The sequence below is a fragment of the Phenylobacterium sp. genome, from assembly GCF_041913825.1.
Taxonomy (GTDB): Bacteria; Pseudomonadota; Alphaproteobacteria; order Caulobacterales; family Caulobacteraceae; genus Phenylobacterium.
Map to the genome: position 1 here is coordinate 117204 of NZ_JAYSEO010000010.1, position 22292 is coordinate 139495.

The 22292-nt window shown below is 70.5% G+C and carries 17 protein-coding genes; 3 read left to right on the forward strand and 14 right to left on the reverse strand.

Going from position 1 to position 22292, the window contains the following annotated elements:
* Window position 1 precedes the first annotated feature (1 nt).
* Genes ACE3Q8_RS10320 through ACE3Q8_RS10335 form a run of 4 tightly spaced genes read right to left on the reverse strand, consistent with a single transcriptional unit; the run spans window position 2 to window position 4386 of the window.
* Entirely contained in the window at window positions 2-1063 is a 1062-nt protein-coding gene (locus ACE3Q8_RS10320; RefSeq protein ID WP_374470195.1) for a sugar phosphate isomerase/epimerase family protein, read from the reverse strand.
* Complete coding sequence (locus ACE3Q8_RS10325; RefSeq protein ID WP_374470196.1) at window positions 1060-2187, reverse strand: Gfo/Idh/MocA family protein; 1128 nt, start codon at window positions 2185-2187, stop codon at window positions 1060-1062. Before ACE3Q8_RS10325 ends, ACE3Q8_RS10320 begins: the two co-directional genes overlap by 4 nt.
* Window positions 2184-3128: a sugar phosphate isomerase/epimerase family protein gene (locus tag ACE3Q8_RS10330; RefSeq protein ID WP_374470197.1), complete on the reverse strand. Its 945-nt coding sequence runs from the start codon at window positions 3126-3128 to the stop codon at window positions 2184-2186. Before ACE3Q8_RS10330 ends, ACE3Q8_RS10325 begins: the two co-directional genes overlap by 4 nt.
* Window positions 3129-3159: 31 nt before the next feature.
* Complete coding sequence (locus ACE3Q8_RS10335; protein WP_374470198.1) at window positions 3160-4386, reverse strand: MFS transporter; 1227 nt, start codon at window positions 4384-4386, stop codon at window positions 3160-3162.
* 85 nt (window positions 4387-4471) lie between these two features.
* Between ACE3Q8_RS10335 and ACE3Q8_RS10340 the strand changes: the two genes are divergently transcribed.
* A complete protein-coding gene (locus ACE3Q8_RS10340) occupies window positions 4472-5497 on the forward strand; it encodes a LacI family DNA-binding transcriptional regulator (RefSeq protein WP_374470199.1) in 1026 nt (341 codons plus the stop codon).
* Here the strand turns inward: ACE3Q8_RS10340 and ACE3Q8_RS10345 are convergent.
* The 3 genes from ACE3Q8_RS10345 to ACE3Q8_RS10355 are packed head-to-tail and all read right to left on the reverse strand — an operon-like array spanning window position 5475 to window position 8454.
* On the reverse strand, window positions 5475-6161 hold the full coding sequence (locus ACE3Q8_RS10345) for a DUF1080 domain-containing protein (protein WP_374470200.1): 687 nt from the start codon (window positions 6159-6161) through the stop codon (window positions 5475-5477). The two genes, ACE3Q8_RS10340 and ACE3Q8_RS10345, sit on opposite strands and share 23 nt — an antisense overlap.
* Before the next feature lie 11 nt (window positions 6162-6172).
* Window positions 6173-6811, reverse strand: a complete 639-nt coding sequence (locus ACE3Q8_RS10350; RefSeq protein ID WP_374470201.1) for a gluconate 2-dehydrogenase subunit 3 family protein — start codon at window positions 6809-6811, stop codon at window positions 6173-6175.
* Window positions 6808-8454: a GMC family oxidoreductase gene (locus ACE3Q8_RS10355; protein ID WP_374470202.1), complete on the reverse strand. Its 1647-nt coding sequence runs from the start codon at window positions 8452-8454 to the stop codon at window positions 6808-6810. The genes ACE3Q8_RS10350 and ACE3Q8_RS10355 overlap by 4 nt, the downstream gene beginning before the upstream one ends.
* Before the next feature lie 262 nt (window positions 8455-8716).
* Between ACE3Q8_RS10355 and ACE3Q8_RS10360 the strand changes: the two genes are divergently transcribed.
* Window positions 8717-8968, forward strand: coding sequence for a hypothetical protein (locus tag ACE3Q8_RS10360; protein ID WP_374470203.1), 252 nt, complete (start codon window positions 8717-8719; stop codon window positions 8966-8968).
* Window positions 8955-9797, forward strand: a complete 843-nt coding sequence (locus ACE3Q8_RS10365; protein WP_374470204.1) for a hypothetical protein — start codon at window positions 8955-8957, stop codon at window positions 9795-9797. Before ACE3Q8_RS10360 ends, ACE3Q8_RS10365 begins: the two co-directional genes overlap by 14 nt.
* Window positions 9798-9864: 67 nt before the next feature.
* Here the strand turns inward: ACE3Q8_RS10365 and ACE3Q8_RS10370 are convergent, their stop codons facing one another.
* From ACE3Q8_RS10370 to ACE3Q8_RS10400, 7 genes are all read right to left on the reverse strand, one after another.
* Complete coding sequence (locus ACE3Q8_RS10370; RefSeq protein ID WP_374470205.1) at window positions 9865-12903, reverse strand: TonB-dependent receptor domain-containing protein; 3039 nt, start codon at window positions 12901-12903, stop codon at window positions 9865-9867.
* Window positions 12904-13055: 152 nt separating this feature from the next.
* Window positions 13056-14330 (reverse strand): acyl-CoA dehydrogenase family protein, encoded by a 1275-nt coding sequence (locus tag ACE3Q8_RS10375; protein ID WP_374470206.1) that lies wholly within the window; start codon window positions 14328-14330, stop codon window positions 13056-13058.
* Window positions 14331-14468: 138 nt separating this feature from the next.
* On the reverse strand, window positions 14469-15962 hold the full coding sequence (locus ACE3Q8_RS10380; RefSeq protein ID WP_374470207.1) for a phosphoesterase: 1494 nt from the start codon (window positions 15960-15962) through the stop codon (window positions 14469-14471).
* A gap of 224 nt (window positions 15963-16186) precedes the next feature.
* The gene (locus ACE3Q8_RS10385) at window positions 16187-17761 is read right to left on the reverse strand and encodes a serine hydrolase (RefSeq protein ID WP_374470208.1); all 1575 of its coding nucleotides are present in this window, start codon (window positions 17759-17761) and stop codon (window positions 16187-16189) included.
* A 14-nt stretch (window positions 17762-17775) separates the two neighbouring features.
* Complete coding sequence (locus ACE3Q8_RS10390; RefSeq protein ID WP_374470209.1) at window positions 17776-18891, reverse strand: hypothetical protein; 1116 nt, start codon at window positions 18889-18891, stop codon at window positions 17776-17778.
* Window positions 18888-19931: a DUF1611 domain-containing protein gene (locus ACE3Q8_RS10395; protein WP_374470210.1), complete on the reverse strand. Its 1044-nt coding sequence runs from the start codon at window positions 19929-19931 to the stop codon at window positions 18888-18890. The genes ACE3Q8_RS10390 and ACE3Q8_RS10395 overlap by 4 nt, the downstream gene beginning before the upstream one ends.
* A gap of 121 nt (window positions 19932-20052) precedes the next feature.
* The gene (locus ACE3Q8_RS10400; protein ID WP_374470211.1) at window positions 20053-22284 is read right to left on the reverse strand and encodes a TonB-dependent receptor; all 2232 of its coding nucleotides are present in this window, start codon (window positions 22282-22284) and stop codon (window positions 20053-20055) included.
* Window positions 22285-22292: the final 8 nt, after the last annotated feature.

Here is a 22292-nt window from a genome sequence, read left to right on the forward strand (position 1 = left end):
CTCAGTTGTCCTGCAGGCCGAGCAGCCGGCGGTTGGCGGCGGCGTCGGTCCCGGCGCCGGCGAAGTCGTCGAAGGCCCGCTCCGTGACGCGGATGATGTGGTCGCGGATGAAGGGGGCGCCTTCGCGCGCCCCGTCCTCGGGATGCTTCAGCGCGCACTCCCACTCCAGCACGGCCCACCCTGGGTAGCCGTATTGGGCGAGCTTGGAGAAGACCGCGCCGAAATCGACCTGGCCGTCGCCGAGCGACCGGAAACGGCCGGGCCGCTCCGTCCAGCCGAGGTAGCCGCCGTAGGCGCCGGCGCGGCCGGTGGGGCGGAACTCGGCGTCCTTCACGTGGAAGGCGCGGATCCGCTCGTGGTAGCGGTCGATGTAGTCGAGGTAGTCGAGCTGCTGCAGCACGAAGTGGCTGGGGTCGAAGAGCAGGCAGGCCCGGGGGTGGCCCTGCACCTCGTCCAGGAAGCGCTCGTAGGTCGCGCCGTCGTGCAGGTCCTCGCCGGGATGGATCTCGTAGCAGGCGTCGACGCCGCAGTCGTCGAACACGTCGAGGATCGGCTTCCATCGCCGACCGAGCTCGGCGAACGCCTCCTCGACAAGGCCGGCCGGCCGCTGCGGCCATGGATAGAGATAGGGCCAGGCGAGCGCGCCCGAGAAGGTCGCGTGGGCAGTGAGGCCCAGGCGCTGACTGGCGCGGGCGGCGGCCTTCACCTGCCCGACCGCCCAGGCCTGACGGGCCTGCGGCCTGCCGCGCACCTCCGGCGGGGCGAAGCCGTCGAACAGTTCGTCGTAGGCCGGGTGGACGGCGACCAGTTGGCCCTGCAGGTGGGTGGAAAGCTCCGTGATGGCCAGGCCCTTGTCGGCCAGCATGCCCTTGACGTCGTCGCAGTAGGCCTGGCTCTCGGCCCCTTGCGCCACGTCGAACAGACCCCCCACGCCGGTGGGTAGCTGCAGGCCCACGTAGCCCAAACCCGCGGCCCAGTCGGCGAGGGTCTCGAGCCGGTCGAACGGCGGTTCCGGCCCCACGAACTGGGCGAGGAAGATGCCCGGTCCCTTCAGCGTCTTCATGCGATGCTCCCGTCGAGCGTGACCCACCCGATCCCATCCCGGCTGGCGGCGACCGCCGTTTCCACGAAGGCCATGCTCCGCACGCCTTCCGCGATGTGCGGCACGAGGCCGGCGTCGGTCCGCCGCTCGGCGACGGCGGCGGCGAAGTCGCGGTAGAGGTTGGCGAAGGCCTCGATGAAGCCTTCCGGGTGGCCAGTCGGGATGCGCGAGGCGGCCTGGGCCGGCGCCGACAGGTAGCCGCCGCCGGCGTGGAGGGTGTGGCTGGGCCCGTCCAGCCAGTCGATCGTCAGCTCGGCCGGCCGCTCGTGCGACCACGTCAGCCCGCCCTTCTCGCCGTAGACCTGCAGCTTCAGACCGTTCCGCGCGCCCGCCGAGATCTGGGAGGCGATCAGCACGCCCCTCGCCCCGCCTTCGAACCGCAGGAGCACGTTGCAGTCGTCGTCGAGCTGTCGCCCGGGCACGAGCGTCGAGACGTCGGCGCAGAGCCGCTCGACGCGCAGCCCGCCCACGAACTCCGCCAGGTTAAAGGCGTGCACGCCGATGTCGCCTATGCAGCCGGCGCCGGCCAGGGCCGGGTCCACGCGCCATTCCGCCTGCTTGGCGCCCTCCCGCTCGATAGGGCGCGAAAGCCAGCCCTGCGGGTATTCCACGACGATCTTGCGCACCGCGCCGAGGTCGCCGCGCCGGACGATCTCCCGGGCTTCTCGGATCATGGGATATCCCGTGTAGGTGTAGGTCAGCCCATACAGCCGGCCGCTGGCCGCGACGGTCTGCGCCAGCGCCCGCGCCTCGGCGAGGTCGCGGGTGGCGGGCTTGTCGCTCATCACGTGCAGCCCCGCCTGCAGCGCGGCGCGGGAGACCGCCAGGTGCAAGTGGTTCGGCGTCACCACCGCCACGACCTGAGCTCCGTCCTCGCGGGCCGCTTCGGCGGCGATCATCTCTGACCAGTCGGCGTAGCCGCGGACGCCCCAGGCCTCGGCGGCCGCGGCGCTTCGGGCTGGGTCCCGGCTGAAGGCGCCCGCCACCAGGCGCATCCGTCCGTCCAGCTCGGCGGCCATGCGGTGCACCGGGCCGATGAAGGCGCCGGGACCACCGCCGACCATGGCGAGCCGGACGGGCCTCATGCCTGCAGGCCCGCTAGGTAGTCGTGGGAGATCTTCGCGGCTTCGACCCGCGGCCGTTCGAACGGCGGCTCCTGCTCGACGTAGAAGCCGCGCACGCCGGCGGCGTGGGCGGCCGGCAGCAGGCGCTTCCAGTCGAGGCGGCCGGAGCCCACCTCGGTGGGGTCCATGCGGAGCTCGAAGTTCGGCTGCGTCGAGGCCTTCACGTCCTTCACGTGCATGAGCGTGAAGCGCCCCTTGTGCGCCTGGAGATAGGCCGCGGGATCGACCCCGGCCGCGGCCATCCAGCCCACGTCGGCCTGGAAGGTGACCAGCGCCGGGTCGGTCTCGGCCAACAGGATGTCGAGGCCCGTGCTGCCGCTCTTCGGGGCGAACTCGAAGTTGTGGTTGTGATAACCGACGGAGATCCCGGCCTTCTTCAGCGCCGCGCCCTTCGTGTTCAGGAACTCGGCGTTCATCTTCCAGTCGTCGGCCGTGAGCGCGGCGTTGGTGCGCCGGTAGAGCTCGGCGCCGGGCACGCCCTGCATCGCCGCAAGCACCTGGTCGGGCACATAGGGGCTGGGCATCACCGCGTGCTTCACGCCGAGCAGGGAGAGGTCGTCGGAAAGCTTCGCGAGGTCGCCGTCGAACCCGCCGCGGCCCTGCACGTGGGCGCTCGGGCAAGCGAGCCCGGCGCGGTCCAGGGACGCCTTCAGCTCGGCGGCCGAGCGCCCCATGAAGCCCGGGATTTCCACGGCCCGGTAGCCCATCCGGCGGACCGCCGCGAGGGTGGTGTCGAGGTCCTTCATGCCTTCGGGGCCGAAGGTGTAGAGCTGGATGCCGATCGGCAGTCCGGTGCGGGCGAAGAACGGCGCGGCCGCCGCCTCCCCCGCCACGCTCAGGCCGAGGCCCGCGGCGCCGGCCGCCAGGAAGCTCCGCCGGCTGAGGTCGGGAATCGGTCGCATCGGGCGTCTCCCTGAAGGTCGATGAGGCAGGTCATGCGGTGACCGGGCCGGCCGGCCCCTTCTCGGGCGGCCGGAAGAACAGCGCGAGCAGCACCACGGCGACGACGGCCATGCCGGTGGGGACCAGGAACAGCGCCTGGTAGTCGACGGCGGTCCCGCCGCCGGGCGCCGGCTGGGTGAGCCGACCCATGAGGTGCGGGAAGAGGAAGCTCGCCCCCACGTTGCCGACGCCGAGGATCAGCAGGTTGAACAGCCCCTGGGCGCTCGAGCGGACGTCCTTCGGAAAGGCGGCGTCCACGAAGATGTACACGGTGGCGAAGAAGAAGGCGTAGGCCACCCCGTGCAGGAGCTGCACCGCGACGATGGCCGGGATGCTGTCGGGCAGGAAGGCGAACACCAGGAAGCGCGCGGCGTGGCCGAGCACCCCGATGACCATGGTGGCCTTCCAGCCGAGCCGGATCAGCACCCCGCCCAGCACGAACATGGTGACGATCTCGGCGAGCTGGCCGAGGCTCAGCACCACCATGGACAGGTTGCCCGCGATCCCCACCCGCTGGGTCAGGAAGGCGTCGGCCATGACGAAGTAGCCGTTGTGGATCACGCTATCGATGAAGGTGACGACGAACAGCACGCCGACGAACGGCACGGCCAGCAGCTTGAACGCCTCGCGCCAGGCGAGCGGGTCGGCCGCCTCCCCGCCACGCTTGGGCGGGGTGTGCGGCAGGGTCAGGCTGTAGGCGGCCAGCGCGAACGACACGACCGCGGCCACGACGAAGATCGAGCGCACCTGCTCCGGCCCGGCCTTCGCGCCCAGCAGGAAGACGAACGGCCAGCTCACCAGCATCCAGCCGACGGTGCCGCCCATGCGGACGGCGCCGAAGTCCTTGGCGGGATCGCTGAGGTTGGCGAAGGCGATGGAGTTGGAGACCGACAGCGTCGGCACGTAGAGCAGGCTGTAGACGAGGTAACCCGCAAAGAATGGCCAGAAGGTGGTCTGGAAGGCGGTGAACAACAGGGCCAGACCGCCCAGCAGGTGGCTCGCGGCGAGGAACCGCTCGGCGGCGAAGTTCCGGTCGGCGAACTGGTTGGAGAAGAAGATCCCGAGCAGGGCGGCGACGCCCCACGAGCTGCCGACCAGCGACTGCTGCCAAGGCGCGAAGCCGAGCATGCCCATGTACGGAAAGAGCTTCGGCGCCCAGGCGCCCCAGACTGCGAGCTGGAGCACCATCATGAGGAAAAGCCGCGCCTTGGCGCCCATGTCTCGCCTCCCCCGCGGCAGGGCTCTTTGACGGCTCCGCTCGCGCGATGTAATCGATTACACGTTCAGCCTACGGGTGCAAGCGGTGGCCACGATCCAGGATGTCGCCCGCCACGCGGGGGTTTCAACCGCCACCGTCTCGCGGGTGCTCAGCGCGCCGGAGCGGGTCGCGGAGCCGACCCGCGCCCGCGTGCTGGCCTCGGTGGACGCCCTCGGCTACGCGCCCAACGTGGCGGCCAAGAGCCTGCGGACGCTGAAGACCGGCAAGATCCTGGTGACCGTTCCGGACATCTCGAACCCGTTCTTCTCGCAGGTGATCCGCGGGGTCGAAGAAGCCGCCACCGCCGCCGGCTATGCGGTCCTGCTCGGCGACACCCGCCACGAGGAGGAGCGCGAGGACCAGTACGCCCTGCTGCTGCGGCGGCGGGAAGCCGACGGCCTTATCTTCCTGGGTCACAGGCTCCCCCCCGCCCTGGCTGAGCTCGTGGCGGCGCAGGGCGCGAAGGCGCCCATCGTGAACGGCTGCGAATTCAGCCCGGAACTGGGCGTGCCCAGCGCCCACATCGACAACGCCCGCGCGGCGACAGAGGCCATGGAGCACCTCTACGCGCTGGGCCACCGGCGCGTGGGCGTGATCACCGGCCCTCTCGCGAGCCCCTTGAGCCGCGACCGCCTGAGCGGTGTGCAGGCCGCCGCCGCACGCCGGAGCGCGTGGGGGCTGAATGTCGTTCAGGGCGACTTCTCGATAGAGTCAGGGCTCGAGCAGACCCTGGCGCTCCTCGACGCCGAGCCGCGGCCCACGGCGATCTTCTGCTTCAGTGACGAGATGGCCATGGGCGCGCTGGAGGCGCTGCGCCGGCGCGGCCTCGCCTGCCCCGCCGACGTCTCGCTCGTGGGATTCGACGACATCCGTTACGCCCGCCACCTCGACCCACCGCTGACCACCGTCAGCCAGCCGAAGGCGGCGATCGGCCACGAGGTGGTCCGGCTGTTGCTCGACGTGCTCGCCGACCGCGTCGATACGGTGCGGCACGTCACCCTCGCCCACAAGCTGGTGGTCCGCGCGAGCACCGCCGCGCCGGCTGGCGCTACTTCAGCGGCCGGATCTTGATGTTGCGGTAGAACACGGGATCGCCGTGGTTCTGCAGGGCGATATGACCCGTGGGCGAGGCGGCGAACTGCGGCCAGGCTCGGAACTTGGTCGCCGCCACCTTGGCCTTGAACTCGGCGGAGTTCAGGTCGTACTCGACCACCTTCACCCCGTTTAGCCAGTGCTCGCCCTTGCCGCCGCGGATCACCAGCCGGCTGTGGTTGAACTCGCCCACCGGTCGGGTCGCGTCCGTGCTGGGGGCGTAGAGACCGTAGAGCGCGCCCGCCTGCTCCACGATGGGCTCGCCCCGGGCGTTGTCCACCACCTGGTACTCCGGCCCGCTCTGATAGGTCTGCTCGCCGGCCTGGGTGACGTGGAACATCACGCCGGAGTTGCCCTTGGGCCCGAGCTTCCAGTCGAAGACGAGCTCGAAATCTCCGAACTGCTCCTTGGTCATGATGTCCTGCGACCGCTTCGGGTCAGGCCCGAGCAGACCGTCCTTCACGGTCCAGCCGTCGTCGGGCGCGATCGTCTTGAATCCGCGCCAGCCTTCCGTGGACCGGCCGTCGAACAGGAGCTTCCAGCCCGCCGCCCTCTCCGCGGCGGTGAGGGTGTTCTCGGCGGCCGAGGCCGCTTGTCCAAACAGGGCCGCCGCCAGCGCAAGGGCCGCCATCGCCGTCTTCATCGCCTCTCCCCTCACAGTCCCAGCGCCATCAGGCGCTGTTCCACCATCGCCTTCACCTCGGCCGACGGCCCCGGGTCCGTGGCGCGCGCCTCATTGCCGATGTAGCCGATGTCCCGGAACCCGGCCTCGGTCGTGTAGTAGGCGCCCACGGTGAGCGCCCGGAACCGGCGGAAGAACGCCTGGGTATCCGCGTCGCTCGCCCGCGGCAGCGCCGCCAGGGCCGCGGTGCGCCGGGCGCGGTCGCCGCGCAGCACCTGCGGCGCCAGAGCCTTCAGCCCGCCGCGGATGAGGAGGCGGTCGTCGACCTGGTCGGGATAGGGCGCGCTCACCCACTCGTCGATGAAGTCGGGGATCCCCAGTGCGCTCGCGGCCGCGGCGGCCCCGGACGCCGGCAGGATGAAGTCCGCCAGCACGGCGGCCGCCTGCAGTTCGTCGTCGGTGAGCAGCCGCGGCCAGGGCGGCTTCACCGGCGGATTCAGCTTCGGGTCCGTGCCGTAGCCGGCCGGCTGGACCTCCGGCCCCTGCACCGCCTCTCGATAGACGACGACGCCGGCGCCGACGGCGGTCGCGGCGCCCACCGCGCCCACCCAGATCAGGGCGGTGCGGCGGTCGACCTTGCGTTGGTAGGGCTTGGGGGCGCCGTCGCTCACAGCTCGCCCCGCTTGGCCAGTTGGGCGAGGTGGTCGCTCGATCGCCAGGCGAGCGCCAGGATCGACAGCGTCGGGTTCTTGTCAGGGCTCGAGACCAGCACCGCGCCGTCGGTGACGAACAGGTTGGGGACCGCCCAGGCCTGGCCGTACTGGTTCACCACTGAGTCGCCTTCGGACGCGCCCATGCGGACGGTGCCGACCTCGTGGATCATCTCGCCCCCCTTGGAGATCGCTTTGCGGCCGTCGCGCTCCACCTGGCCCAGAGGGACACCGCCCAGCCGGTCGATGACCTCCAGGAAGGTGGTGACCATGTGGGCCGCCTGCCGCGTCTCGGCCTCGCCCCACTTCCAGTGGAACCGCAGCACCGGAATGCCCCACTTGTCCTTGGTGACGGGATCGAGCTCGCAGTAGCAGTCGTCGTTGGGGATCATCTCGCCGCGGCCGTTGAAGCTGATCACGCTGCCGTAGCGCTGGCGCAGCCGGGCCCGCAGCTCGTCGCCCACAGCGGGCTCGTCCTCGTCCAGCAGGCGCGCCACGCTCATCGACGGCATCTGCCGGCCGCCGCCGATTTCGATGTGATAGCCCCGCGGGAAGCCCAGCTCCTGGTGCCGGTCGTATCCCCACCAGGGCACGTAGGTGTGCGACACGCTCATGCCGTCGTCGTTGGTGGGCGGCAGGCCTTCCAAGGCCGGGAACCGACCGGTGACGTTCACGCCCACGCTGTCCATCAGGTAGCGGCCGACCATGCCGTGAGTGTTGCAGAGGCCGTCGGGGAACCGTGGGCTCTTGGAGTTCAGGAGGATGCGGGCGGTCTCGCCCGAGCCGGCGGCCAGCACAACCGCGCGCGCCGTCGCCGAATGGTGCTCTCCGGTTCGGCGGTCCACGAAGGTGACCCCCTTCGCCTTGCCGGCGGCGTCGAGGTCCACCTGGTAGACCAGGGCGTTGGTGCGCACGGTCAGGTTTCCGGTCGCCAGGGCTGGCGGGATCAGCACCGTGGTCGACTGGAAGTTCGCCCCAATCGCGCAGCCGCGGCCGCATGGGGTGGCGAAGACGCAGGTGTTGCGGCCCTCCATGGGCTGGGTCACCACCGCCCCATGCATCGGCACGACGGGAATGCCCATGGCCTCGAACCCGCGGGCGTAGAACAGTTCGAAGGCCCGTGGCGGCGGGCTCTCCATCAGGCAGCCCGGCGGGGAGTCCGGCGTGTTGGTCAGGCCGCGGGGCGGCGCGGCGCCGGTGACGCCGATCAGCTTCTCCGTGCGGTCGTACCAGGGGGCGAGGTCGTCGTAGGTGATCGGCCAGTCGTGACCCAGCCCGTCCCGGCTCTTCGGCTTGAAGTCGAGCGGACCAAAGCGCAGCGAGATACGGCCCCAGTGGTTGGTGCGCCCGCCGAGCATCCGCGGCCGCCACCAGATGAACGGCTCCGAGCCTTCCGCCACCGTGTAGGGCTCGTTCGGCACCTCCCACCCGCCGTCGACGGTGGCGTCGTAGAAGCCGAAGGGCTTGTCCGGGGTCGCCGAGCCGCGCAGGGGCGCCTCTGCGTTGGTGTTGTACATGGGCGTCTCGGCGACGGGGTCGTAGTCGCGGCCCGCCTCCAGCATCAGCACCTTCAGGCCAGAGCGCGTCAGGTGGTAGGCGCTCATCCCGCCCCCGGCCCCGGAGCCGACGACGATCACATCATAAGGCTCAGCCCCGGCCACGCGTCCCCCCGTGCGCAAGACAGTCTGCCACCGCAGGTTGGCTCAGCCAGCGCGTGCGGCCAAGGGCCGATCGCGGCCCACGGCCCTGCGCCTCCCCCGCGGCCACCGCCCTTCTCGCGATTTTACTCCGTCGAGAGAGCGCTTCCGCCAGGTAGCTTAACGGCGCCGTAAGTCCCGCGCGGTTACCCGGAATGGGGAGCGTGGCATGTCCGATCGGCACTACAGGTTCATCGGCGCCTACCTGGGCGCGCGAATGGCGGGGGCGAACAGTCGAGATGCCGGCCGGATCGGCCTGTTCTTCTGGATCGCGAGCTACTGGAAGGAAATCCTGAGCGTCGTGATGGTGCTCGCCGTGCTCGGCAGCTTCGTGCCCTATTTCGAGGGGCACAAGTCGACCCAGTCGAACGCGGCCTCCGTGGGGGCGAGCGAGGCGGCGTCGGAGGATGACGGTGGCTAGCGCCGCGGCCGTTGCAGACATCGGGCTCAAGGGCAAACTCCGGGACCTCCTGAAACTGCTGGCGGACGACGGCCGGGGCCCGTTCGAACGATGGGCCGACCGGCAGGGCGGTGAGAGCCCCGCCGTCCCCGACCTCTCCGACCGGTACCTCCGGCACAAGCTGCAGACCGTCTACGGCGGCGCCGAGATGATCGACCTGCTCACCGGCGCAGGACTGACGCCACTGCTCATGCGCGACCTGTCCCGCGTGCTGGGGTCGGAACGGGCGGCGCAGGTCCTTGCGGCCCCGCCGGCGGAGGGACGCCCGCCCCGCGCCCCGGCCGACGAGGGGGCGACCCTGTCCTGGCCCATGATTGTGGGCGTCGGCCTCGCGATCGCCGCGTCCGCCGCCCTGGTCGTGATCTTCGCCGGTTTCCTGCTCCGGGTGCTGGCGGCCCTGATCACCTTCGCCTCGATCGGGGCGCTGTATCGCGGCGGCGGATGGCGGATCCTGGCGTTCGTGGGCTTCTTCACCTTTGTCGCCCTGAACTCGGTGGCGGACCGGCTGGAGGGCCGCGCGACGCCAGGCGAGACGCCGGAGGCCGCCGCCAGCCCCAGCGACGCGGCGATCTCGCTCTGCCGCGAGGCCGCGGGATCCGGCCCGGGCGTGCACATCGGCGACTCCGAGGCCGAGCCTCGTGACGGCGGCTATCTGGTCAGCATCGACGAACTCGTCCGCATGGACAGTTCCAAATGCGGCCCGATGCGCTTCACCGCGCGGTGCATGGTCCGCGACGGCAAGGCCACGGTCGTCCAGGACTGGGCCGACAACGGCTACGATTGCTACTGACGCTTCCCTACTGGCCGGCAGAAAAGGAAGCAGGCGGCCGAAGCCGCCTGCGGAGTCGAGGGGAGCTCTAGAAGGTCTTGCGGACACCGACTTCGATCGTTCGGCCGATCGGGTTGCCGGTCCACGGGTCGTAGCCGAACTCCTCCTGCGCCGGCGGCGGGTCGCGATCGAGGATGTTGGCCACGGTGGCCGTGAAGGCGAGGTCGTCGTTCAGCTCGAGGCGATAGGTGAAGTCGACGGTCACCCACTCCTCGCCCTCCTCCCCGTACTGGACCCCGGCCCGCTCGTCCCGCACCGCCGAGACATAGTTCAGGCCAAGGCGGAAGTTCTGCCGGTCGAGCGCATAGTTGGCCGCCAGGTTCGCGCGAAGCTTCGGCGCGGCCTGGGCGAAGGTGGCGAAGTTCAGCGTGCCGAGCCGGTTGTCGCCGGTGGAGACCACCACCCCGTCGAGTTCCGTCGGCCCAGTCTTCAGCTCGGTGACGCGGGTGGCCGTAAGGCTGAGCCGCAGGTCACCGGGCCCGAGGGTCATGTCGTAGTCGGCCTGCACGTCGAAGCCGTTGGTGCTCTGCCCCGGGCCATTGCCGTAGCGGGTGGAGATGGACGAGAAGGCGCCCACCGCGCTCATGCCCACGGTGCAGGTCCCGTTGAACGTGACCCGTCGCAGGAGCGGCTGGACGTTCGGGTCGCAGGTTGTGACCGTTCCGCCGGGGCCATTGAACACCAGGTTGGCGATCTGGTTCGGGTCGGCGATCTGCCCGATCTGGTCCTTGGTCTCGATGTCGAAGTAGTCGACGATCAGCCGGAAGCGATGGTCGTCGGCGATGCCCCGGCTCTGCCAGATCGCGCCGACGTTCCAGGCCTTCGCCGTCTCCGGCTTCAGGCTCTCGTCGGTGATGAACTGGGCGGCCAGCCAGTTGCTGCCGGCGATGGTGTAGTTCCGCGCGGCGAAGGTGACCTGCCCCGGAATGACGCCCAGCGGCGGCGTCTGGTAGTTGGTGCCGTAGGAGCCGCGGACCGACAGCGGTCCCCAGACCTCCCACTTGCCCGCGACCTTGTAGACGGTGGCGCCAAGGCCGCCGGAGAACTCCTCGCGCCGCACAGCGGCCTGAAGGTTCACGTTGTCCAGCAGCGGCAACTCGAGCTCGGCGAAGAACGAGTGCTGCTGGCGGTCGGCATAGTCCGGCGGGTTCGGCGCGAAAAGCACGTAGGGCCCGGGATTGTCCGGCGTGCAGCCGCGGAAGTTGGGGTCGGTCGTGGGCAGCGGGTTGGCGCCCAGGTTGGGCGAGCCCGGACCGTTGGCGCTCGTCGTGCCGGCCGGCCATTCGCAAGGGGTGGAGCCGTTGAAGAACGGGCTCGGCACGCGCTCGCGGCTCTCGAAGGCGCGAAGTTGCGCGCCGACCGCCCAGCCGATCTCCCCGCCGGGCAGGCGGATGCCCGCCCGCCCGTCGAACACCAGGTCGGCGGTGATGCTCTGGTTCACCGTTTCCTGTGCGCGCGGATCGAACATCCAGCGGACGAGCTCGGGCGAATTCTCCGTACCCGCCACGTGGTTCGGGTTGGCCAGCCCGCGGATCGGCTGCTCGGCGAAGCCGGTGGAGAACGGGTTCCACCACATGCAGCCGTTCTGGCCGGCGGCCGCCGGGTTCTGGGTGCCGAAACGCGCCGGATCGAGGTCGACCGCCCGGCAGTTGGGCCCGCCGAATCCGTTCAGCGCCTCCTGCACCCGGAAGCCCAGGGTGTCGGGATGGGTGAAGAAGGCGGTGGACTGGTTGTAGGTGACGGCGAAATCGTAGCCGATCCCCTTGGCGAACCCAGCCCAGTCGCCGAGCTCGCCGTTCAGACCGGCCGAGATGCGCCACACCTGGTTGTCGATCTTGTCGGGCACGCCGAAGCCTTCGCCCTCCCCGAGCACCGGGTTCCCGCCGTGGGCCAGCAGGCGCCAGGTCACCGGCGTGAAGCCCTGGGCGCCGGCGATCCCGTTCCGGGCCGCGAAGGCGGCCGCGTGGGGGTTGGTGATCGGCACGTAGAACTGGAAGGTCGACCCCGTGGCCATGGCCGGGCCGCGGACCATCGGCTGCGCCGGCGAGCCGAACACCTGCGGCACCGTCACCTGGCCGTAGGACACGTCGGCGTGGAACTCCATGTCCTCGGTGACACGGGCGTTGAGCTGGGCGTAGGCCCTGTAGGTGTCGGTGTTCTCGACCAGGTTGTAGTAGGGGATGTAGTTGTAGGCGCAGGTGAAATTGTTGTCGTAGCGGCCGCCGACGGCCGCGCAGCTCGCCGGCGAGAAGTCCGAGACGATGCCGCCCACGGGCAGGCCGAACTCGCCGTTGGCCGTGGCGCTGGGGATGGCGGGCAGCGCGCCGCGCGGCTGCCAGCCCGCCAGGTTCGACAGTGTCGACCAGGGCGCAGGGTTGTAGCCGGGCCGCGTGGGGTCGAGAGAGTCCCGTACGAAGTCGCGCTCGAGCGCGTGCAGTCGGGACCGGTGCTCGTACTCGGCCGACCAGAGGAAGTTCACGTCCCCGCTGCCGATCCCGCCCATGACGCCGACGGAATAGTCACCCTTGGACCCGTCGATGTACTTGTACTGCGCATCCACCTCGAGGCCGACGAACCGTTCGCGGGTGATGAAGTTGACCACGCCGCCCGTGGCGTCGGCGCCGTAGATCACGGCGGCGCCGTCCTTCAGGATCTCGGTGCGCGCGAGCGCGATGGACGGGATGTTCGAGGTGTTCGGATCCATCCGCCGGCCGTTGAGCAGGACCAGCGTCTTGTCTCTGCCAAGGCCGCGGAGGTTGTAGTTGACCGAGCCGGTCAGTTCAGGACCGCCGAAGTAATAGGACTCCCCGGTCGTCGGGCCGGCGATCGTCAGGGTCTTGGCGAACTCGAGCGCGGTGGGCGCGCCGCGATCCTGCAGGTCCTCCTGGCTGAAGACCTCCACCGGCAGGGCCGCGTCCTCGGGCGTGCCACGGATGTGAGAGCCGGTGACCACCACCTCCTCGACCTCTGCGCCGGCGCCCGCACGGGCCGCCTGCGCCCAGGCCGGGCTGCTCGCCAGACTGATGAGAATCGCCGCGGCCGACGCGCCGCAAAACACGGGCTTCATGCATCCCTCCCTGTCACGGAGCCTTTTGACTCACTCTTGTGTGAGTGAATGTCGATCCAAGATCGACGTTCGTCAAACGATATTCACGGACGTGAGAGGAAAACTTGGCCGTGGCCGCCAAGCGGGCGGGAACGAGATCTCTGCGGCTCGCCTCAGGCGGGCAGAGTCTGTCCCGGCCGGGCGCGCCACGCCGCCATCCGCTCTGGGTGACGGCCGAACTCGAGGCGGGCGATCGCGCGCAGGTGCACCTCGTCCGGCCCGTCGGCGAGGCGCAGGGACCGCACGCCGGCGTAGGCGCGGGCCAGGCCAAAGTCGTCAGACACCCCGCCCCCGCCGTGCGCCTGGATGGCGTCGTCGATCACCTTCAGGGCAGTGCGTGGCGCCGCCACCTTGATCATCGCGATCTCCAACCGGGCCGCCTTGTTCCCGGCCTTGTCCATCATGTCGGCCGCTTTCAGGCACAGCAGCCGGGTCATCTCGATGTCCAGGCGCGCCTCGCCAATCCGCTGCTCCCAGACGGACTGGTCGGCGAGCCGCTTGCCGAAGGCGACACGGGAGAGCAGCCGGTCCACCATCTTCTCCAGGGCGACCTCGGCCATGCCGATAGTGCGCATGCAATGGTGGATGCGCCCGGGCCCCAGCCGCCCCTGGGCGATTTCGAACCCCCTGCCCTCGCCCAGGATGACGTTCTCCACCGGCACGCGGACATCGCGCAGCACCACCTCGGCGTGCCCGTGGGGCGCGTCGTCGTAGCCGAACACCGGCAGCATGCGCACGACCTCGATCCCCGGTGTGTCCATGGGCACGAGCACCTGGCTCTGCTGAGCGTGACGGGGGCCGTCCGGGTCGGTCTTGCCCATCACGATCGCCACCTTGCAGCGCGGATCGCCGACCCCGGAGGACCACCACTTGCGGCCGTTGATCACGTAGTGGTCGCCGTCGCGACGGATCGAGGTCTGGATGTTGGTGGCGTCGGACGAGGCGGTGTCCGGCTCGGTCATGAGGAAGGCCGAGCGGATTTCGCCGTCGAGCAGCGGGCGCAGCCAGCGGGCCTTCTGCTCGGCCGAGCCGTAGCGGTGCAGCACCTCCATGTTGCCGGTGTCTGGCGCGGAGCAGTTGAACACCTCGGAGGCGAAGCCCACCCGGCCCATCTCTTCGGCGCAGAGCGCGTATTCGAGGTTGCTCACTCCGGCGCCGCGATACGCGTCCTCATCGTGCTCCGACGGCGGCAGGAACAGGTTCCACAGCCCCTCCGAATAGGCCCGTCCCTTGAGCTGCTCGATGACCGGGATCTCGGCCCAGCGGGCCGCCCCCTCGCGCCGCGTCTGCGCCTCGTAGGCGGGGATCGCCGGATGGATGTGATCGAGCATGAACCGGCGCACCCTGTCGCGCCAGGCGAGCTGGGTGGCCGAAGGGCTGAAATCCATGGCGAAGGGTCCGTCTACTGCCGGCGCGCCGCGCGCCAGGTCCAAGCCTGCGCCGGCCAAGGCGGCGCAGCGTTGAGCTGCGTCAATGGACGCCCTCCGCCTGCGCTCGGATCCGGCGCAGGCGGACGCCTGAGGCGCCTAGTCCACGTCGAGGAAGATCGGGTTTGCGTAGAACCAGAGGTCCGACCAGGGGTCCTCGCCCGCCGTATCGATGGCGGGCTCCAGTTCCGCGCCGTTGCTGGCGCCCCGCACCCGCACGTAGCCGTCCGCGGTGACGTTGCGGAGAACGTAGGCCATGCTCAGCACCTCGCCGTCGCGCGCCCAACTCCCCGGGGTGAAGCGCGCCTCCACCCGGGTGGTCGGATTGCGGTCGACGCCTGGGTCGGCCGCCGGGCCGGCGACCTCGCCGCGGATGAGGTCCACGCGCGCCACCTCGGGCGTATGGTCGGCATAGTTCGCGCCGGCCGGGTCGCGCACGCGGATCACCACCTGCACGTCGGCGCCCTTCGGCACGCTGAGCTTGCCGCCGATCTCGGCGAGGGGCGCGGCGCGACCCACGAGCCGGGCGGTCACGTCCACCGACGACACCAGGTCCCCGGTGGTGACGAACACCCGGCCGTTGCGCAGCCCGTCCAGGATGTCGGCGTGGGTCTTCGCCGCCTTCACATAGGTCTTGGAGTACTCGCCCGGCCAGAAGTCGTTGCCGCCGTCGGTGTAGTGGCGATGGGAGTCGGACGTGGAGGTCACCCACCAGCGGCGGCCCTCCCCGAGCATGGAGTCCCAGAAGCCCCCAAGAAGGGCGGTCATCTGGTCGAACCCGCCCAGCGTCGGCGCCTTGGAATAGCCGCCGCGGAAGCCATTGGGGTCCCTGGAGCCGTCCTTCTTCAGCGTGCTGGCCTGGTGGCCCGGGGCGCCCTCCATGCCCACCGCCACCGTCGGCGCGGTGTCGTTCCAGCCGCGCAGTTCGGCGGGGGTGTCGAGGCCATAAACGCCCATCGCGGTGGCGGACCGGGAGGGATGGTTGGCGATGACCACCGGCGGCGCGGGCAGCGTCCGCATGTGCTTCAGGGCGTCCAGCATCAAGGGCTCGGCGTCGCGCGCCGAGTTCTCCGGCCAGGGCTCACGCTTGTCGAAGCGCCGCTCGATGTCGAACAGCACCTCGCGCTCGGCCGGCGTGTGCGGGATGATCAGGCTGGCGTGGTCGGCGCCCGGCGCGTTCAGCTCCATGCCGAAGAACAGGATCAGCCCAGGCGCCTCGCGCCGCGCCTTCAGCAGTTCGGGGTACGCCTGGGCCCGGTTAAGCGCTGAGTGGTTCGGTCCGCCGTGGTCGGTGGAGACCATCCAGGCGAGGCCGTGCTTGACCGCCATGCGCGCGTTCACCGGAATCGGATTGCGCGCGTCGCCGGCGATGACGGGCGTCGGCGGGGCGTCTTTGTCCGGCCCCTCCTTGTAGCTGACGCTGAATTCGCTGTGGACGTGGTGGTCGCCGGCCAGCCAGCGCCGCTCCGCAGGCTTGGCGGGCGCGGAGCGGCCGACGGCGTGCGGGGCGCCGACCGCCACGAGCCGGCCGGGATGGCGCCCATCGTGGGCGAGCGCGCCGCCGCCACTGAACAGGGCGGCGGTCGCGGCCATGAACGCCCAGGATGTCTGCGAGGCGCTGATGAAGCGCCGGCCGCTGGTCTTGCAGCGCCCCCGGTCGCCAGGACCGCGTAATCCCACACGCATATCCGCGCCTCTCCAAAAATGGGGGAGGCTCTAGCGGTGGTCGATTGCGCCGCGGCGACGGCTTCACGACGGGTGGGTGACACACCGAGGCCCATCGTCGCGGCCGCTGCGCGCCGGCCGCCCCCCGCCGGTCACCTGCCGGAGGCGACGGGCGTGAACAGCAGGTCCTGGTAGTCGTAGCTGAAGTCCGCCACCGGCGAGACCGCCTTCATCGTGACGCGCTCGGGCTTGCCGTCCGGGCTGAGCGAGAAGGTGACGAACGCCGGCTCGGTGGTCGGGTCGCGCCAGCGCGCCACGAAGGTGTCATAGGCCCAGTGCTCCAGACGACCGGTCATGCCCGGGCTCTGCAGGAAGTCGACGACCAGGCCGTCGCCGTCCTGCCGCACGGCGATCGGGCCGTACCAGGGATCCTCGTAGCGGCCAGCGTACCCGGAAGGCGCGAGGGACGGCTTCGACGCCGGCGGCCGGACCCGGGACGCGGCCTGCACGGCGGCGACGGCCTCGGCGTTGCGCTTGTCGAGCCATCCGCCAAAGGCCGCGGCCCAGTCGCGCCGCGGCAGGCCGAGGTAGTGGTCGGCGAGCTCGTACTGCAGCCCCTGGATCAGCGCGGTCTCCTCGGAATTGGTCATCACCACGAAGCCGACGTTCTTCTCGGGGATCATCATCATGGTCGCGCGGAAGCCGAGCGTCGCGCCGCCATGCTGGACGATCCGGTGGCCGCGGTAGTCCTGGATGGTCCACCCTAGCCCGTAGTTGCGGAAGCTGGGCGTGGCCGGCGGCAGCGCGCCGGAGAAGGTGATGATCGGCACCGGCACCACCGGCTTCCACATCTCCGCGCCGCTGGCCGCCGAGAAGACGCGCGCGCCCCCTGGCGCCTGCCCGGCGGCGAGTTGCACCGCGAGCCAGCGCCCCATGTCCTCGGCTGTCGAGGCGATGGAGCCAGCCGGGCCGGCGTTGGGGCTGATCGCCACCGCCTTCTCGTCAAGCGCGGCCTGCGGGCCCATGCCGCGCAGCTCGCCCGCGGTGCGGCCGTGCGGCAACGCCCGGTTGGCGGCCGCGAAGCGGTCGAGGTCGTTGGTCACGCTGTTGGCCATGCCCGCAGGCTGGAACAGCCGGTCGCGGACATAGATCTCCCACGGCTGGCCGGTCACCGCCTCGATCAGTTCGCCGGCGACGATGTAGAGCACGTTGTCGTAGGCGTAGGCGGAGCGGAAGCTGGTCGCGGGCTTCAGGAACCTCAGCCGTCGCACCGTCTCGGCCCGGCTGAGGTTGGTCGCCGGCACCAGCATCAGGTCGCCCTGCCCCGGCCCGAGGCCGCTGCGGTGGACCAGCAGGTCGCGCACCGTCATCTCGCGCGTCACCCACGGGTCGTACATGCGGAACGACGGCAGGTGATCGATCACCTTGTCGTCCCACCCGAGCTTGCCCTCATCCACCAGCGTCGCCAGGGCCGCCGTCGTGAACCCCTTCGTCACCGAGCCGATCTGGAACAGCGTGTCGCTGTCCACGCGATCGCCCCCCGATAGCGTCTTCGCCCCGTAGCCGCGCGCCAGGGTGACCTTGCCGTTCTCCACGATGGCCACCGCCACGCCCGGCGCCCCGACCTGCCGGCGAACCGCCTCGACCCGGGCGTCGAAGCCCCGCGGCGGGGCCGCTTCGGCCGCCGCGGGGGCTAGGATCAGGAGCGCGAGGATAAGCTTGCGCATCGGAAGGTCCTTTCTCAGGGAATGGCGGCGCGTGCGGCGCGCCCGGTCCGCAGCCGCCAGACCCCGTAGGTCATCAGCGGCAGGACGTAGACGGCGAGGAAGATCCAGGCGAGCAGCCGGTAGCCCTTGGCGATCAGGGCCACGAGCCCAAACCGGTCGGCGACGAAGATCGAGCCGACCAGCACGACGGCCGCGACCAGCAGGCGCAGGGCCTGCGGGAAGTCCTCGCGCCGCCGCAGGCTCCAGACGTGGGCGATCCGCTCGTTCACCGCGTGGACGCCGCCCGTGCCGCTCTCCAGCAGGGCGAGGAAGATCATCGCCTGGAAAGCCAGGTGGAAGGCGGGCGCGCCGAGCTGCCGGAGCAGGAAGTCGGACGGCAGAGCCTCGGCCCCGATCTGCGGGTAGTAGGCCACCATGCAGGTGAAGAAGAGCGCCGCCGGGATCATCGCCAGCGGCCCCGCCAGCAGGCCGGCGACAACGGCGTCGCGGCGGCTGGTCATGTGCCGGACCACGGGCAGGATCACCACCGCCCCGATGATGTTGTAGCTGGCGTAGGTCAGGCCGCCCATCGCCCAGCCGTCCGCGGGCGCCGGCGTGGAGAAGCCGGTTCCGATGCGCTCGCCGAAGCGGGCGAACGCCAGCACCACGAAGATGGCATAGACCGCGTAGAGGAAGATCGAGACGTACTTGAAAAGCCTTTCAACCGCGGTGTTGCCGAAGGTGACGAAGCCCGCGATCCCGAGGACCAGGGCGAGCGCGCCGACGATCGGCGGCCAGCCGAACATTGCTTCGCCGATCGCCCCCGCGGCGGCGCCGAACACCGCCAGGATCAGGACGATGAACAGGACGTAGGCGATCTCGAAGGCGGGCCAGGCGGGTCCCAGCAGGTTGCGGAAGAAGGTCCGGTAGTCCTCGCTGTCGGTGGCGCGGGCGAACAGGAAGGTCGCCACACAGACGACACTCCAGATCACCGTCGCCAAGCCCATGGCCAGCAGACCGCCCCACGGCCCGCTCGGCAGGAAGAACTCCGCGAGCTCCCGGCCCGTGGCGTAGCCGCCGCCGATCACCACCGCCTTGAAGGCGAAGCCGGGCAGCAGGAACCGCTGGAACCAGGTGGGGCGGTCCGTCACGCCAGGCAGGCCTCGACGAGGGCCTCGAACCGGGCGCCGCCGCGGATCGGATCCGCAACGGGAAGGCCCAACGCCGCCGACGCCTCCGCCATGGCCGCCTCGGCGGCGGCCGGGTCCAGCCCGCCGGTGTTGAAGCTCACGCCGGCGCAGCGAATGGCGGTGTTCGTCAGGCGACCCAGCGCCAGATTGGTCTCGATAGCCGCCGCCAGCGTCGGGACCGGGTAGTCGGGATACCCCAGCAGCCGGGTGCGCCCGGGTTCATGGCAGAGCACCACCACATCCGGCTGGCTGCCGTGCAGCAGGCCGAGCGAGACGGCGGCATAGGCGGGGTGGAACAGCGAGCCCTGGCCCTCGATCACGTCCCAGTGGTCCGGCGCGGCGTCGGGACTGAGCAGCTCCGCGGCGCCGGCCTCGAAATCCGAGACCACCGCGTCCATGGGCATGCCGCCGCCGGCGATCATGATCCCGGTCTGGCCGCTGGCCCGGAAGTCGGCGTCGAGGCCGCGCGCGGCGAACGCCCGCGCGAGCGCGAGCGCGGTGTACTTCTTGCCGAGCGCACAGTCGGTGCCGACGGTCAGCAGGCGGCGCCCGCTGCGCTTCCGGCCTGTAGCGACCGGGATGTTCTCCGGAGGCCGACGGATGTCGATCAACCGCCGTCCGAGGCGCTCGGCCGCGGCCCGCAGCTCGCGGCTGTCCTCGAGCTTGCCGTGCATCCCCGAGATCAGGTCGAGCCCCGCATCGAGCGCGGCCAGCAGGCTCGCCATCCAGCTCGGCTTGATGACCCCGCCGGGATTGGCGACTCCGATCACCAGGGCGCGGGCGCCCTTCAGATAGGCCTCGGTGGGCGTCAGCCGCGGCAAGCCGGTGGTGAGCGCGTCGGGCGAACTCGCGAACTCGCCGACGCACCGCTCCGGCGCCCAGTCGCGCAGGCCCATGGCGGTCTTGGCGTAGCCCGGCTCGGTGACGTCGCCCAGGAAAAGCAGGTACGGCTGCGGCAGACGCAAGTCGGGCGCGTCGATGCGCGCGGTCACGGCGCTCATGCGCGGCCTGCCGCTGCGGGATCGTGGTCGAGACGCATACAGGGTCCTTATGGCGCGCTCCGGCGCCGTCACAGGCGATGGGAGGCCGCCGCCGGGCACGAGCCCAGCGGCGGCGAGGTCGTCAGAACTCCGCGGTCACCGACACGCCGATGGTGCGCGGCCGGATCACACCGACCCCGACGGCGCTGGCCGGATAGACCGGAAGGCCGTTGGCCGTCGGCGAGTCCGAGGAGACCAACCCCTCCGCGTCTCCGATGTTCTTGGCGTAGGCCTCGACCACCACCCGGCCGAGGTCGACGCCGACGCGCAGGTCGATCACCTCGTAGGCGTCGATCCGCCGCTGCCGTCCGAACGCTGTCCGGAAGGCCGAGTCGAACGCCGCCGATTGCGAGGACAGGTGGCGGGCGGAGGCGCCCACGAAGGCGTCCATGGTGCTGCTCAGCGCCCACTCGTAGTCGACGTTCAGCCCGACGCTGAACTCAGGCGTGAACGGCAGGCTGTCGCCGTCCAGGCCGCCCACCAGCGGGTCGGTGTCGTCCTCGAGCTGGGCTTTGGTGTAGGCGCCGTTGAGCGCCACCGTCAGCCCCTCCAGCGGACGGACTGTGGCGTTGAACTCCGCGCCCTGGCTGGTCGCGCCGCCGCCGTTGACGTTGACGCCGAAGCCGTTGACCGAGGCGAAGAGCTGGATGTCCTTCCAGTCGATGTGGAACAGGGCCACGTCGAGGCTGGCGCGCCGGTCGGCGGTCTGCGCCTTAAGGCCGACCTCGTAGCTCATCACCGAGTCGGAGTCGTAAGAGCGCGGCACACTGGGCGGCGCGTTCGGCGGCACGACGTTGGGGCCGCCGGGCCGGAAGCCCTTGGCCACGCGGGCGTACAGGGAGGCGTTGTCGGTCAGGTCCAGGCGAGGCGCCACCGAATAGGTGAACACCTTCTCCGACGAGGACGAGGAGAAGGTCATCGCCCCGCCCGCGAGGACCCCGTCGGCGGTCTGGGTGGCGCTCTGCTCGTTGCGGCTGTAGCGGCCGCCGACGTCCACGTGCAGCCGGTCGCCCAGGTGCAACGTAACGTTGGCGAAGCCGGCGATCTCCTCGTAGTCCGACGGCAGCCGCGCGACGCCGAGCAGCGGCAGCCCGCTAACCTCCGTGAAGGTCCCCGGCTGCACAGCGACGAACTGCTGATCGATGAGGCCGTCTTCCTTGTTGTAGTAGACCCCGACCAGCCATTCGAAGGGGCCGGTCTCCTTCGAGGAGAGGCGCACTTCCTGGGTGAACTTCTCGAGGTTCGTGTCCTGCATCTGCAGGAACTCGTTCGGCGTCCCGAAGATCGCCTCCACGAGGCCGCTCAGGTTGAACGTCAGATCGTCCCGGAAGTGCTGCTTCTGGGTGCTGTAGCTCGTCGACGAGAGCAGGTCGGCGAAGCCGAGGTCGTAGCCGGCGGTCGCGTTGTAGACGCGGTAGCGGGTGTCGCGGAACTGCGGGATGAACTGCGACTGGGAATAGCGTCCGTACAGCGGCTCCAGCGTCGTCGGGTCGGCCTCGACGACGGTCGGGGCGTCGGCCTCGATGTTCTGGACCACCGCGGACAAGCGCAGCGACAGCCGGTCGTTGGGCTCGAACAGCAGCGACGCGCGGCCGCCGTAGCTGCGCGAGTCGTTGATGTCCTTGGCGAGGTCCGAGCCGGCGGTCCCGATCGAGTCGATGAAGCCGCCGTTCTGGCGATAGGAGCCGGACGCCCGGAAGGCGAGCGTGTCGCCGAGCGGCACGTTCACGACCGCCGCCGCGCCGTAGGACGCCTCGCCGCCCTTCACCCCCTCGGCGTTGCCGCGGACCCGGAACTCGTAGCGGTCGAACCGGGGCTCGTTGGTGACGAACTTCAGGACCCCGCCCAGCGCGTTGGCGCCGTAGAAGGTCCCCTGCGGGCCCCGCAGAACCTCGACCCGTCCCACGTCGAAGGTGTCGAAATCGCCGGCCAGGATGGCGCCGTTCGCGAGGCCGGTGCTGGAGCCGAACGGCGTCTCGTCCATGTAGACGGCCACCGTCGACGCCACGCCGCCGGTGTTGACGCCCCGGATCACCAGGCGGGCGTTGCCGGGCGTGGTCTGCACGGCCTGCAGGCCGGGGACCAGCTTCAGATAGTCCGAGAAGGTGACGGCCTGGAGGTTCTCGAGGGCCGCGCCCGACACCACGGAGATGGACTGCGGCACGTCGATGAGCGCCTGCTCCCGCTTCTGTGCGGTGACCACCACCTCCTCCACGGCGACGCTGGAGCTCTGGGCCATGGCCGCGTTCGCGGTCAGCAGGGCCGCCGCCGCAGCCGAGGCGGCAAGCACGGCCCGCCGGCAATCAAGTCTCATGGTCGACC

Excerpts from the sequence above, each read along its gene's own strand:
- ACE3Q8_RS10370 (WP_374470205.1), bottom strand. The coding sequence starts at position 12,903 with ATGAAGCCCGTGTTTTGCGGCGCGTCGGCCGCGGCGATTCTCATCAGT.
- ACE3Q8_RS10360 (WP_374470203.1), top strand. The coding sequence starts at position 8,717 with ATGTCCGATCGGCACTACAGGTTCATCGGCGCCTACCTGGGCGCGCGA.
- ACE3Q8_RS10385 (WP_374470208.1), bottom strand. The coding sequence starts at position 17,761 with ATGCGCAAGCTTATCCTCGCGCTCCTGATCCTAGCCCCCGCGGCGGCC.
- ACE3Q8_RS10325 (WP_374470196.1), bottom strand. The coding sequence starts at position 2,187 with ATGAGGCCCGTCCGGCTCGCCATGGTCGGCGGTGGTCCCGGCGCCTTC.
- ACE3Q8_RS10335 (WP_374470198.1), bottom strand. The coding sequence starts at position 4,386 with ATGGGCGCCAAGGCGCGGCTTTTCCTCATGATGGTGCTCCAGCTCGCA.
- ACE3Q8_RS10345 (WP_374470200.1), bottom strand. The coding sequence starts at position 6,161 with ATGAAGACGGCGATGGCGGCCCTTGCGCTGGCGGCGGCCCTGTTTGGA.
- ACE3Q8_RS10400 (WP_374470211.1), bottom strand. The coding sequence starts at position 22,284 with ATGAGACTTGATTGCCGGCGGGCCGTGCTTGCCGCCTCGGCTGCGGCG.
- ACE3Q8_RS10380 (WP_374470207.1), bottom strand. The coding sequence starts at position 15,962 with ATGGCCGCGACCGCCGCCCTGTTCAGTGGCGGCGGCGCGCTCGCCCAC.
- ACE3Q8_RS10375 (WP_374470206.1), bottom strand. The coding sequence starts at position 14,330 with ATGGATTTCAGCCCTTCGGCCACCCAGCTCGCCTGGCGCGACAGGGTG.
- ACE3Q8_RS10355 (WP_374470202.1), bottom strand. The coding sequence starts at position 8,454 with ATGAGCGCCTACCACCTGACGCGCTCTGGCCTGAAGGTGCTGATGCTG.
- ACE3Q8_RS10395 (WP_374470210.1), bottom strand. The coding sequence starts at position 19,931 with ATGAGCGCCGTGACCGCGCGCATCGACGCGCCCGACTTGCGTCTGCCG.
- ACE3Q8_RS10330 (WP_374470197.1), bottom strand. The coding sequence starts at position 3,128 with ATGCGACCGATTCCCGACCTCAGCCGGCGGAGCTTCCTGGCGGCCGGC.
- ACE3Q8_RS10320 (WP_374470195.1), bottom strand. The coding sequence starts at position 1,063 with ATGAAGACGCTGAAGGGACCGGGCATCTTCCTCGCCCAGTTCGTGGGG.
- ACE3Q8_RS10365 (WP_374470204.1), top strand. The coding sequence starts at position 8,955 with ATGACGGTGGCTAGCGCCGCGGCCGTTGCAGACATCGGGCTCAAGGGC.